The sequence below is a fragment of the Armatimonadota bacterium genome, from assembly GCA_017993055.1.
Classification (GTDB): Bacteria; Armatimonadota; UBA5829; order DTJY01; family DTJY01; genus JAGONM01.
Map to the genome: position 1 here is coordinate 1 of JAGONM010000057.1, position 13,670 is coordinate 13,670.

Here is a 13,670-nt window from a genome sequence, read left to right on the forward strand (position 1 = left end):
CTGCGAAAGTATCGTCGTCATCGCCGACGTCAGCGACGTCTTGCCGTGGTCAACGTGGCCGATCGTTCCCACGTTTACGTGCGGCTTTGTCCTCTCAAACCGCTGCTTAGCCATCTTTTATGCCTCCTTAAAAGCACATGTACTCCCAGAGGGCGCGAACTTTGCAATGTTACCACAAAATCGGAATGTTGAAAAGCCCCGGGCATAATCAAACTCCCATTGCCGTCCCTGCGCTCTCCAACAAACCTCCCTGCGGTCAACGCGTCACGAGCTGCCGCCCCTGGGTCTTCGCAACCAGCTCTTCCGCAACCGTTTTCGGGACCTCCTGATACTTCGAAGGCTCCATCGTGTAAGATGCCCTGCCCTGCGTAAGTGAACGCAAACCGGTGGCATATCCAAACATCTCCGCCAGAGGCACCTCGGCCTTGATGACCTGGGTGCCGCCGTGACCCGGCTCCATTCCGTGAATGTGACCGCGCCTGGAGTTCAGGTCGCCAATGACGTCGCCCATGAATGACTCCGGCGTGACCACCTCGACCGCCATCACGGGCTCCTTCAACGCGGAACGCCCCTTCGTCAGAGCGGCCTTGACCGCCATGGACCCGGCGATCTTGAAGGCCACCTCGGACGAGTCAACTTCATGGTAAGAGCCGTCCAGAAGCGTGACTTTGACGTCTACAACGGGATAGCCGGCCAACAAACCCGACTCGAGCGCTTCCTTGATGCCGGATTCAATCGGCGAGACGTATTCCCTAGGTATCGAGCCGCCGACTAGTGAATTGACGAACTCAAATCCCGCTCCCGCAGGCAGAGGAGAAATCTCAATGACGCAGTGCCCGTACTGCCCGCGCCCACCGGTCTGCCGTACGTACCTGCCCTCACCCTTGGCCGAGACGGTGATAGTCTCCTTATAGGCAACCTGGGGCCTACCGTGATTTGCCTCGACGTTGAACTCCCGGAAAAGGCGGTCTATGATGATCTCGAGATGCAACTCGCCCATCCCGGCGATGATCGTCTGGCCCGTCTCCTCGTCCGTTCTGATCCGGAATGTCGGATCCTCGGAGGACAGCCTCCCCAGGGCCGCCGAGAGCTTGTCCTGGTCGGCCTTGGTCTTCGGCTCGATCGCGATCGAGATGACCGGATCGGGAAAATCTATGGACTCCAGCACGATCGGACTCTTCTCAGCACAGAGCGTATCTCCGGTCACGGTGGACTGCAGGCCGACCGCAGCTACGATGTCGCCCGCGTGGACCTCGTCCATGTCCTCGCGATGGTTAGCATGCATACGCAGGATGCGTCCTATCCGCTCACGCCGACCGCTGTTGGCGTTGAAGACATATGACCCCTTAGTCAACGTCCCGGAGTAGGACCGCAGGAATGTCAGCTTTCCGACATACGGATCCGTCATGATCTTGAACGCAAGAGCCGCAAACGGCTCTTCGTCTGACGGCGCTCTCTCTTCCGAGGCTCCGGACTTCGGGTTAACCCCGACAACCGCATCAATATCGAGCGGCGACGGGAGGTAGTCTACGACCGCATCCACCAGCGCCCGAACACCCTTGTTCTTGAACGCAGAGCCACATAACACGGGCACTATTTTGCCCGACACAGTGCCCAACCTTATCGCCGCGGCGATCTCGTCGGCGGTAACCTTCCGGCCTTCGAGATACTTCTCCATCAACTCCTCGTTCACATCGGCCAGCGCCTCAATCATATGCTCCCTGTGCTCGAGGGCAGTAATCACGAGGTCCTCAGGGACATCGATCTGCTCCGACTCACCGTCAACATCGTCTCTGTACACCGTAGCCGTCATGTGAATGAGGTCCACAAACCCCTTGAAGACGCTCTCCGCGCCGATCGGTATCTGCACCGGAACGGCATTCGCGCCCAGGCGCTCTCGCATACGCTCCACCACTCGGTAGAAATCCGCGCCCAGGCGGTCCATCTTGTTGACAAACGCGAGCTTCGGCACGCGATACTTGTTCGCCTGACGCCAGACCGTCTCAGACTGCGGCTGAACCCCGCCGACCGCGCAGAAGACCGCAATGACTCCATCCAGCACGCGCATGGACCTCTCGACCTCAACGGTGAAATCCACGTGCCCGGGGGTGTCAATGATGTTTATCGTGTGATCCTTCCACAGACAGGTGGTGGCCGCCGAGGTGATCGTGATCCCACGCTCCTGCTCCTGAGCCATCCAGTCCATGGTAGCCGTGCCGTCGTGCACCTCACCCATGCGGTGAATCTTGCCGGAGTAGAACAATATCCGCTCGGTAGTGGTTGTCTTACCGGCGTCTATGTGGGCGGCGATCCCGATATTTCGTGTTTTCTCCAGGTGAGATTGCCTCGACACGGTTGATCTCCGGACTGATAGCTCGGTGCGCAAAGCAGTTCCAGCAGCAGCTACCATCTGTAGTGCGCGAAAGCCTTGTTCGCTTCGGCCATCCTGTGGCCGTCTTCCTTCTTCTTTATGGATGCGCCGGCGTTATTCGCCGCGTCCATCAACTCTCCCGCGAGCCTGTCTACCATAGTGCGGCCCGGGCGCTTCCGGGCGAATGTCACGAGCCAGCGGATGGCGAGCGCCATGCGCCTGTCGGCGCGGACTTCGACAGGGACCTGATAGGTTGCGCCGCCGACTCTGCGAGGCTTGACTTCGACGATCGGCATGACGTTTCTGACAGCCTGCTCGAAGATCTCAATGCCGGGCCGACCGGCCTTCGACTCAATCTCTTCCAGAGCACTGTAGAATATCTTCTCACCGACGCTCTTCTTGCCGCGGGTGAACATGCGGTTGACAAATCTTGCGACCAGCCTGTTGTTGTACACCGGATCAGGCGTGATCTCTCGCTTTCGGGCAGGTCCTTTTCTAGGCATTGATACTCCTCCACATTACTTGGGGCGCTTGGCTCCGTACTTGGAGCGACTGGTCTTGCGGTCGCGCGTGCCGGCAGTATCCAAGGTGCCTCTGACGATGTGGTAGCGCACGCCTGGAAGATCCTTGACTCTCCCGCCTCTAACGAGCACTACGGAGTGCTCCTGCAGGTTATGCCCGACGCCTGGAATGTAGGCGGTGACCTCGATGCCGTTGGTCAGCCTGACTCTCGCGATCTTCCGGAGAGCCGAGTTCGGCTTCTTCGGCGGAACGGTTCGCACCACCAGGCAGACACCGCGCTTCTGAGGGGTGCCCTTCAGCGCTGGAGCCGAAGTCTTCTTGACTACCTTCTTGCGTCCCTTTCGCACCAACTGGTTGATTGTCGGCATAGCGTTCCTTCCTTTGCGTAACTCTGGTCGCGACCGTGTGCCCTCGTCATATTCAGGTCCGCGTCAGACCCCGGCCGGGGCCGCCCATTCAACAAAAATGCCCCTCGAACACACTCCGGGGGCAACGAGACGTACGGCTGATGTCGTCATCTATCAGTACAGTGTGTGTACGGAGGTAATAGTACCTCCAATCGCCCCCTTATTAAACGCGAACACTTCGGGCAGTAAGCCTCTCTGACAAGAGCCTGACGGTCGGCCTTCCAACCCTCGGTGTCGCTGGAGTGCAACCAAACCGTTACAGTATACTGAATAGCTGGGCCCTTGTCAATACGTTCGAGCAGGTCATTTTGACGAAAATGCAGTCGCGCCCCGCCAAGAACGGCCCGCGACCGCACGGCATCACATCATATCTCCGCCTCCGATGACTCTTTGGGGCTTCCCTCCAGCTCTTCCGGAGAATCCGGCACAAGCACAACGGCCGGCCCCTCGTCGTCCTCATCGAGATTGCCGATGGGGATCAGTTCCTCGGCGACGGCGGCCATGTCCTGTTCCGGCTGCAACCGGGACCGCGGGTCATCCGACTCGACCTCGATCGCGCGGTACGCAGGGAGACCCGTTCCCGCCGGGATCAGCCTGCCGATAATGACATTCTCCTTCAAGCCTACCAGATTGTCTCGCTTGCCCTTCACCGCCGCATCGGTGAGCACGCGAGTGGTCTTCTGGAACGATGCCGCCGAGAGGAAGCTGTCGGTGGCGAGCGACGCCTCGGTAATACCGAGCAGAACCCAGTCCGCAGTGGCCTCGGATCCCGGCGGATCCAGCGCGCGCACGCGAGCGTTCTCGTCCTCGAAGTCGAACTTATCCGCGATCTGACCGGGAAGGAAGTGGGTGTCACCCGCCTCGCGAATCTTCCGCTTCTTGAGCATCTGTCGGACGATTACTTCGACGTGCTTGTCGTTGATGGAGACGCCCTGCGACTTGTAGACGCTCTGTATCTCACGCACGAGATAGTCCATCACACCGCGTACGCCTCGAAGCTCAAGCACCTTCTGCGGGTCGAGCGGACCTTCAGTGAGCCTGTCGCCCGCCTCGACCTCGTCGCCGATGTTGACCTCCAGGTTGCCCCTGTAGGGAACCAGGTGGGTCTTCTTCACGACGATCTGCTCGATACCCATGTCCTTAATCTTCTGGACGTTCTTCTCTGTGATTTCGGACCCGGCTTCGAAGAGCACCTTTCCATCGGCGTCCTTGATCACCTCGCCGAGAACCTCTCCAGCAAGAGCCTTGGGCTTCTCGATCGTCACCGGCGAGTGGATCACAACCCGCTTGAGACCCTTGGTTTCGATATCCACTACCTTGCCGCTCGATTCGGTGATGATGGCCTGCCCCTTCGGCTTCCGGGCCTCAAAGAGTTCGACAACTCTCAGCAGACCCCGCACCTGGTCTTCCAGCACTTTCAGGACGGCCTGTACCGCCCTGACGCGCTCTCGCTCGACTCCACCTTCGCCGCCGTCTTCGAATGAGACGAGCCCACGCCTGATGTCGTCGTGAAGCTCCCGCAGGGACTCCTGCTTCTTCTTCTTGACCTCGGCGACTCCGGTCAGGTACTTGCCCGCAACGCCTCCCGTGTGGAATGTCCTCATGGTGAGCTGAGTGCCGGGCTCTCCGATAGACTGAGCCGCGATAATGCCGACCGCAACGCCAATCTCTACCGGCGCGCCCCGAGCCATGTCACGCCCGTAGCACTTGCTGCAGATTCCCTGCCGCAACTCGCACGTCAGAGGGGAGCGAATGCCCACGCGCTGAATGCCCACATCTCGTATGCGCTCCGCGAGATCATTGGTGATCTCCTCGCCGGCGTCCACGAGCACCTCACCGGTCTTCGGATCAACGATCGGCTCAGTGGCAAACCGCCCCCGGATTCTGTCGGTGACCGTCTCGATGACATCGCCTTCTTCAATGATCTCGGCAACGTAGATGCCTTGGTTCGTGCCGCAGTCTTCATCTCGGACTATCACGTCCTGCGCGACGTCCACCAGTCTGCGCGTGAGGTAGCCCGCGTCCGCGGTTCTGAGAGCAGTATCCGCGAGACCCTTCCTTGCGCCGTGAGTCGAGATGAAATACTCCAGTACCGACAAGCCCTCATGGAAGTTGGACTTGATGGGAAGGTCCTCGATAAGGTTGCCGAACGGGTCGGACATGAGTCCGCGCATTCCGGAGAGCTGGGTGATCTGTTTGGCGCTTCCTCTCGCGCCCGAGTCGGTGATCATGTAGATCGGATTGAAGTTGTCAATGTTGTCCAGAATGGCCTGGGCCACATCCTCGGAGGCCTTGGTCCACAGATCGAGCACTTTCTGTTTGCGCTCGCCCTGGGTGATCAACCCTCTTCGGTACTGCTGGTTGGCCTTGTCCACGGACTGCTCGGTATTGCTGATGATCAGCTCGCGCTGGGCCGGGATGTCCATGTCGGTCATTGAAATGGTGACGCCCGCCTTGGTGGCGTACTTGAAACCCAGCGACTTGAAGTCGTCCAGAAGCTTGATTGTGACCTCGCTGCCAAACTGCTTATGGACGTCGTTCACCAACTCGGCGATGGCCTTCTTGTTCATGACGCGGTCCACATACGGCAGGCCGTCCGGCAGAACTCGGTTCATGATCAACCGCCCGACCGTGGTCTCTCGGATTTCTCTCGTTCCATCGGCATCCGTGATGCGCACCTTGATAGGCTGATGCAGGTCCAAACTGCCGACCTCGTGCGCGAGCACAGCCTCGTCTGGATCGCCGAACACCTCCGGGAAGGGGTCGGTCTCATTCTTCTGCGTTAGATAGTAGGCACCCAGAACAATGTCCTGGATCGGAGAAACTATCGGATGCCCGTCAGCCGGCGAGAACAGATTGTTGCTCGACAGCATAAGAATGCGGGCCTCCGCCTGGGCAGATGACGACAGCGGGACGTGCACGGCCATCTGGTCGCCGTCGAAGTCCGCGTTGAAGGCATGGCAGACCAGCGGATGCACCTGGATGGCCTTTCCATCCACAAGCACCGGGTCGAAAGCCTGGATGCCGAGCCTGTGCAGGGTCGGAGCACGGTTCAGCATGACGGGGTGCTGGTTGATCACCTCTTCCAGGGCATCCCAGACCTCGGGGCGCATCTTGTCTATCATGCGCTTGGCGGTCTTGATGTTGCTGGTGAACTGCTTCTCGACCAGCGCCTTCATGACGAAAGGCTTGAACAACTCCAGCGCCATCTCCCTGGGGAGGCCGCACTGGTGCAGCTTCAGGTTTGGACCGACAACGATAACCGACCGTCCGGAATAGTCAACGCGCTTGCCGAGCAGGTTCTTCCGGAAGCGGCCTTCCTTGCCCTTGAGCATATCGGACAGCGACTTGAGCGGCCTGTTGTTGGAACCGACGACCGGCCTCGAGCGGCGTCCGTTGTCCACCAGAGCGTCAACCGCTTCCTGCAGAAGTCTCTTCTCGTGGTTCACGATGGATTCCGGCGCGCGGATCTCTATGATCTTCTTCAGCCGGTTGTTCCGGTTGATGATGCGCCGGTACAGGTCGTTCAGGTCGGATGTTGCGAAGCGCCCGCCGTCGAGCTGCACCATAGGGCGCAGTTCGGGGGAGATCACAGGCACGGCGTCGAGGATCATCCACTCAGGCCGGGACTTGGAACTGATGAAGGCTTCGACGACCTCGAGTCTCTTGATGGCTCTTGCGCGCTTCGGACCCTGGGTGTGGCCAATCTCCTGTCGCAACTCGCGGGCCAGGGCTTCAATGTCAATCTCGGTGAGCAGTTCGCGGATGGCGACTGCGCCCAGGCCGGCCTCGATCAGACCTGACATATCCCGGTCGAGCCTGCGGCTAAGCGCATCCATCAGCCTCTCCAAGCCCCGATACTGATCTTCTGTTATGAGCTGGCGCTTCTCGGCGGATTCCAGAAGCTTCAGCGCCTCCATGAGTTCGTTAGATCGTTCCTCGGCTTCCTTTTCCTCCGTCTTGACTACGTCTGCGAGTTCCCTCTCGCGCTCGGCCGGTGTCAGCTCGATTATCGGCTCGTCTGCATCTTCCTCCATCGGCGCCAGATCCTCTTCGTCGGCATCCGGCACTACCAAGACGGCCGCTTCCTCATCTGCATCCTCGAGACCCAGCGCCTCGGGGGCCTCCTCGCTCTCTTCGGCCTCGACGGGCTCGACATCCGCGACCTTCAGCGCCTTTGCCACCCCGCGGCGCGCGCTGGCTATATGCTCGTCTCTCTGCTCCTCGAGGCTCGCAACCTCAGCACTCACGGCACGCCGAATATCTTCGAGTTCACTGTTGATCCGCGATCGGTCCGCCTTCGTCACTATGAAGGAGGCGAAGTACAGCACCTTCTCCAGCGGCTTCGGTGAGATGTCCAGAATCAGGCTGAGTGGGCTCGGAACGCCCTTCAGGTACCATATGTGGCAGACGGGCGCCGCCAGTTCGATATGGCCCATTCTCTCCCGACGGACCTTGGAGCGGGTCACTTCTACGCCGCATCTATCGCACACGATGCCCTTGAACTTCACCTTCTTGTAGCGGCCGCAGTGACACTCCCAGTCCTTGACCGGACCGAATATTCTCTCACAGAAGAGACCGTCGCGCTCGGGCTTGAACGTCCGATAGTTGATGGTCTCGGGTTTCTTCACCTCGCCGCACGACCACGCACGAATCTCCTCCGGGGAAGCAATACCTATGCGTATCTTGTCGAAAGTACTTGCATCCGTCATGTCTAGCCTCCCTCAAAATCACCGGACGACCCAGCTAGCTGACGCCGTCTTTCCACGTATATGCGGCGGGACTCGTCCGAATCGGAGGAGTCCTCATCCCTGTCGTTCAAATCAATCTCTCTGGCTCGAGAGTCCTCAACCGTCACCTTCAGCCCAAGGCTCTGAAGCTCGTTGACCAGTATCTTGAACGACTCTGGAACGCCGGGCTCGAGCATGCTGTCGCCTTTGACGATGGACTCGTACGTTTTGACTCGTCCGAGAACATCGTCCGACTTGATCGTGAGTATCTCCTGGAGTGTGTACGCGGCCCCGTAGGCCTCCAGCGCCCACACTTCCATCTCGCCGAATCGCTGTCCACCGAACTGAGCTTTGCCGCCCAGAGGCTGCTGCGTCACCAGCGAGTAGGGGCCGGTGGACCTCGCATGTATCTTGTCATCCACCAGGTGCGCCAGTTTCAGCATGTATATGATGCCTACGGTCACCGGTTGGCTGTACGGCTCACCGAACATCCCGTCCATCAACCTTGTCTTGCCCGTTGCCGGATCGAATCCGGTGCGCTCGAAGACACGATCCTTGACCAGCGCAACCATCTCATCGAGCTTATATCTCTTCGGCGCAGGTTTCAGTTCGATCTCCTCGCCTGCCTCCGCCGCGGCCTCGATCCGCTGAACCTCTTTGTCGTATTCCTCAGGATCCATTACCGCGGGGGCGTTCACCCTGCGCGCGGCATCCTCGAGTTCCTTCGCGGGGAGAGACGCCAACCGCTCCTTGACCCTGGCGAGCAGGTCGTCAACCTGCAGATCCTGCGTGTAGTCGCCGACGTCGAGAGCGAGATCAACCGTCGCAAAGTGGTGCACCGCCTCGGCTCTCAGAACCTGGGCGAACTTCTCAAGCTCGCCGAGAATCTCCTTCTCGCGAGCGCCACGGAATATCGGGTTCACATACTGAAGTCCGAGTTTCGCGGCGACGAGACCGAGATGCGTCTCCAGGATCTGGCCTATGTTCATGCGCGAAGGAACGCCGAGCGGATTGAGGACTATGTCCACGGGCCGACCGTCCGGCAGGAAGGGCATATCCTCCTCCGGAACGATCTTTGAGATGACGCCCTTGTTGCCGTGACGCCCCGCGAGTTTGTCACCCTCCATAACTTTGCGCTTCTGGGCGATGTATACCCGCACGAGCTGGTTCACCCCTGCCATGAGTTCGTCGCCCGCCAGCCTCTCCAGATCGCCGTCGCAGCGATCGCACACCGTCCTGTCCGGCTTCCTGCTGAAGTTGAAAATCGTATCGCAGCGGCTGCACTTATACTTGAACCGGGACAAGACCATCGTCGCGATGACCTTGCCCTTCTCGCCGTGAGGTACGCGAAGTGAGACGTCGCGCGTCTCCTCAGCCTTCTTGCCGAATATGGCGATGATCAGCCGTTCCTCGGCGGTCAGTTCGCCCTGGCCCTTTGGAGCGACCTTGCCTACCAGGATGTCTTCGGGTCGAACCTCGGCGCCGATTCGCACGATGCCGTTCTCGTCGAGGTCCTTCAGCATGTCCTCGCCGACGTTCGGGATGTCTCTGGTTATCTCCTCCGGGCCGAGCTTCGTATCGCGAGCCTCGATCTCGTACTTCTCTATGTGGATCGAGCTGAAAACGTCGTCCTTGACCATCCGCGAACTGAGGAGGATCGCATCTTCGTAGTTGTAGCCGTGCCAGGGGAGGAAGGCTACCATCACGTTCTGCCCGAGCGCCAACTCGCCCTCGTCGGTTGAGGGGCCGTCGGCTATCGTGTCGTTCTCTTTGATCCGCTGGCCCGGCTTGACGATCGGTTTCTGTGTGATACAGGTCGCCTGGTTCGAGCGAACCATATTCATGAGGTTGTATTCGTCAATGCTCCCGTCGCGGAGTTGGATCGAAATCTGCTCCGCGGTGACTCTCTTGACCCTGCCGGGGCGCTTTGCAACCACGGTCGCGCCCGAGTCTCGCGCCGCCCTGTGCTCGACACCGGTCTTGACGAGCGGCGCGTCGCTCCGCAGAAGCGGGACGGCCTGCCTCTGCATGTTCGAACCCATGAGCGCGCGGTTCGCGTCGTCGTTCTCGAGGAACGGGATCATCGCCGTGGCGACGCTGAATATCTGCATCGGCGAGATATCCATGTAATCGACTTCCCCAGGCGAGACGGCGGGGTACGCGCTCTCGTAGCGGACGACCACGTGTTCCTCCACGATCTTGCCCTTGGGATCCATCGGGGTGTTCGCCGGAGCGATCCTGTACTGATGCTCCTCGTCGGCTGTCATGTAGACGATCTCCTCGGTCACCCGACCGTCAACGACCTTGCGGTAAGGAGATTTCAGAAAGCCGAACTCGTCTATCTTGGCTAGGACCGCCATCGAACCGATCAGGCCGATATTCGGGCCTTCAGGAGTCTCGATCGGGCATATTCTGCCGTAGTGAGAGTGGTGTACGTCGCGCACTTCGAGCTTTGCGCTCTGCCTGCTGAGGCCTCCGGGTCCGAGCGCGCTCAGCCGACGCTTGCTCGTGAGCTCGGCCAGCGGATTCGTCTGATCCATGAACTGCGACAACTGGCTGCTTCCGAAGAAGCTCTTGATACTCGCCGAGATCGGCTTCACGGACAGGACTACCTGAGGTATCATGGTTTCGGAATCGAGGCTGGTCATCCGTTCTTTGGCGACCTTCTCCATGCGGAGGAAACCCATACGCAACTGCATCTGAAGCAGCTCACCTACTGAGCGGACGCGCTTGTTTTCCAGGTGGTCAATGTCATCGGTGGAGCCTTCGCCGCTGCTTAGTTCCACAACATATCTGATGATGCTGATCAGGTCTTCCTTGGTGAGCGTTCTGACGCCCAGAGGAAGTCGCAGACCCAGCTTCTTGTTCAGCTTGTAGCGGCCGACCTTGGCGAGAGCGTATCGCCTGCTGTCGAAGAATATCGAGTTGAGCAGGCTGCGCGCGCTCTCGGTGGTAGCCGGATCGCCGGGGCGCACCTTTCGGTAGATGTCGAGCAGAGCCTCTTCCTTGCCGGCAGTCGGGTCCTGCCCCAAGGTCGCCTCGATGTACTTATCCACCCGAATGATCTCCAGCTCAGGCACCTTCATGGCCTCGATCTTTCGGGCGACTTCCTTCTCGATCTTGCCGTACGCCTTCAGAAGTATCTTGTCGGTCTTCGGTTCGACGATGTCGGTCAGCACCCGGGCATTGATGAGGTCTTCCTTGGTGGGCTGGCGGAGCGTCTCGCGCACGCCGAACAACTCGACGATTTCGGGTGTAGTGTCCGCGGGCGTGGACGGTCGTTCGACCTCGATGCCTTCCGTCGGCAACGCGGCCTTCGCGAGCAGTTTCACCGTCTTGGCGTTGATCGGCTTGCCGGCCTCCACGATGACTTCACCGGTTACCTGATCAACGATAGGCTGAGAAGCGACGCGCCCCTCGGCCTCGCCAAGCGAAACCATCTCGAAAGTCGGGCACGCGACTTCGAACATATTCAGCGCGCGGAGGAGCGTCGTGATCGGCAGTTTTCGGTTCTGCCCGATGCGCACCGTGATTACGTCATTCGCATCGGTCTCGACGTCCACCCAGACGCCGTCGTTCGGGATAATCGTGGCATAGTAGAGAACCCGACCGCTGAGGTCCAGAGTGTCCTTGAAGTATACACCCGGCGACCTGGCCAACTGGCTTACGACGACCCGCTCCGCGCCGTTTATTACAAAAGTGCCCTTCTCGGTCATGAGGGGCAGGTCTCCGAGATATACCTCGGATTCGATGACTTCCTTGCCGGCGCCGGCGAGACGTACCTTCGCCTTTATCGGCGCCTCGTAGGTCATGTCGCGGTCGCGGCACTGCTCAATGCTGTACTTCGGTTCGCCCAGGGTATAGTCGAGGAGTTCGAGCGTAATATTGCCAGTGAAATCGGACATCGGCGAGAAACTCTGGAACAGCTCGCGGAGGCCCTCCTGCAGAAACCAGCGATAGGAGTCCGTCTGGATCTCTATCAGGTTCGGCATATCCGATTGTGCGTAAGTCTCGTGGGAACGGCGGTCCGAATGCTGGGTAGTTCTCATGTTTCCCTCCTCAGTCAGACACAAAGTGTTATTTTAGCAGTGAGTCTGAGGTTTGTCAAGGCTCGCGCGACAACGGGAGGGATTATTTCTGAACACGCACAAAAACAACCGGGGATTCGAGACGAAATGCCATCGAACCCCCGGTATGAGGCCAGTCCGGCCCAACTCCGGCCGGCAAGCCACGAGATGGTCAAGCGATCGGTCGAGAACCCTACTTCACCTCGACGTTCGCGCCCTCGGCCTCGAGCTTCGCCTTGATCTCTTCGGCCTCTTCCTTGGCAATGCCCTGCTTTATGGGCTGGGGCGCGGACTCCACGAGGTCCTTTGCTTCCTTGAGTCCAAGGCTCGTCAGCTCCCGGACGACCTTGATGACCTGGATCTTCTTCTCGCCGGCGCCGGCCAGTATGACGTCGAACGAACTCTTCTCCTCAGCAGCTTCGGCGGGGGCCGCGGCTGCAGCCGGGCCTACCGCGGCAACCGGGGCAACCGCACTGACGCCGTATTTCTCCTGAAGAGCCTTCACGAGGTCGTTAAGTTCCAGAACCGTGAGACCGTCTATAGTCTCGATGATCTTCGCAAGCTTGTCTGCCATTGTATTGTTTTCCTCCCGATGTTGTGTACTGTATCCGCTCTCACCGATCGGTACGACCGCTCGGCGTGGCGGTTACTCGGTTCTCTTGTCGGCCACGCCCTGAAGGGTGTAGACCAGGTTTGACATCATGCTCTGCATCGTGCCCACAAGTCCGGTGATCGGAGCCTGCATGGACCCCACCAGTTGCGCAAGCAACTGATCCCGCGGCGGAACCCGGGACAGGGCATGGACGCTCGTCGCATCGTAGAACCGTCCGTCCATGAACCCGCCCTTGACGCTCAGCGTCTTATGGTCCTTGATGAAATCCACAATCGTCTTTGCGGGAGCGATCGGATCCTCGCGCACGAAGGCGATAGCGGTGGGTCCGGCCATCGTCTCCGTCAGCCCCGGATCGTCTATTCCCTCGGCAGCTCTCCGCAGCAGAGTGTTCTTGACGACTTTGTACTCGGCGCCGACTGCCCGGAGACTGCGCCTCAGCAGTGATATCTCGCTGACGCTCAGCCCTCGATAGTCGGTCAGGTAGAAGGCGGTCGAACTCTCGATATCGCCCTTGAGTTCGCTGACTCGCTCCACCTTGTCTTCTCTCGGCAATACATTCACCTCCTCGTGTTGCAACGGTCGGCGGACGCACGCAGAGCCGCGCGGGGCCGCCCGAAAAGCAGAAAGGGACTCCCATAGACAGCGGGAGTCCCTCAAAGAGACACTATCCGGCCGGGGAAGCACCCCGACGGCTCGTTCCCAGCCTCGGCGGGCGGATTCGCGGAATCCCTTAGGCCACAAGCGGCACCTGCTGTCTACGGCGCGTATGCTATTCGATTGTTTGTTATACTAGCACACGTCGGCCGGACGTGTCAACGCCCGGCGTATATTCTGGTCACTCCTGCTGGAGTGTGTACATTTGTTTTGGGCTCGTGTCTCGCGGACTTGATTTTCATCACTATGCCGCCAGCGCTTCCAGGGCTTTCTGGCGGGCGCGCTTCGCCTTCTGCGCGCGCTCCT

At 59.6% G+C, this 13,670-nt stretch carries 8 protein-coding genes; all 8 read right to left on the reverse strand.

The genetic code is table 11. The features are described 5' to 3' along the window. Positions 1–114, reverse strand: a 114-nt coding sequence (locus KBC96_14695) for an elongation factor Tu (protein MBP6965642.1), incomplete at its 3' end; no start/stop codon positions are given. Between the two features lie 142 nt (positions 115–256). Then, a complete protein-coding gene (gene fusA / locus KBC96_14700; protein ID MBP6965643.1) occupies positions 257–2,353 on the reverse strand; it encodes an elongation factor G in 2,097 nt (698 codons plus the stop codon). A gap of 50 nt (positions 2,354–2,403) precedes the next feature. Continuing rightward, a complete protein-coding gene (rpsG, locus tag KBC96_14705) occupies positions 2,404–2,874 on the reverse strand; it encodes a 30S ribosomal protein S7 (protein MBP6965644.1) in 471 nt (156 codons plus the stop codon). Positions 2,875–2,889: 15 nt separating this feature from the next. Then, entirely contained in the window at positions 2,890–3,261 is a 372-nt protein-coding gene (rpsL, locus tag KBC96_14710) for a 30S ribosomal protein S12 (GenBank protein MBP6965645.1), read from the reverse strand. 404 nt (positions 3,262–3,665) lie between these two features. After that, positions 3,666–8,012, reverse strand: coding sequence for a DNA-directed RNA polymerase subunit beta' (gene rpoC / locus KBC96_14715; protein MBP6965646.1), 4,347 nt, complete (start codon positions 8,010–8,012; stop codon positions 3,666–3,668). 2 nt (positions 8,013–8,014) lie between these two features. Beyond that, positions 8,015–12,079: a DNA-directed RNA polymerase subunit beta gene (gene rpoB / locus KBC96_14720; GenBank protein ID MBP6965647.1), complete on the reverse strand. Its 4,065-nt coding sequence runs from the start codon at positions 12,077–12,079 to the stop codon at positions 8,015–8,017. 211 nt (positions 12,080–12,290) lie between these two features. Further along, positions 12,291–12,671, reverse strand: a complete 381-nt coding sequence (rplL, locus tag KBC96_14725; GenBank protein ID MBP6965648.1) for a 50S ribosomal protein L7/L12 — start codon at positions 12,669–12,671, stop codon at positions 12,291–12,293. Between the two features lie 72 nt (positions 12,672–12,743). After that, positions 12,744–13,262: a 50S ribosomal protein L10 gene (gene rplJ / locus KBC96_14730; protein MBP6965649.1), complete on the reverse strand. Its 519-nt coding sequence runs from the start codon at positions 13,260–13,262 to the stop codon at positions 12,744–12,746. Positions 13,263–13,670: the final 408 nt, after the last annotated feature.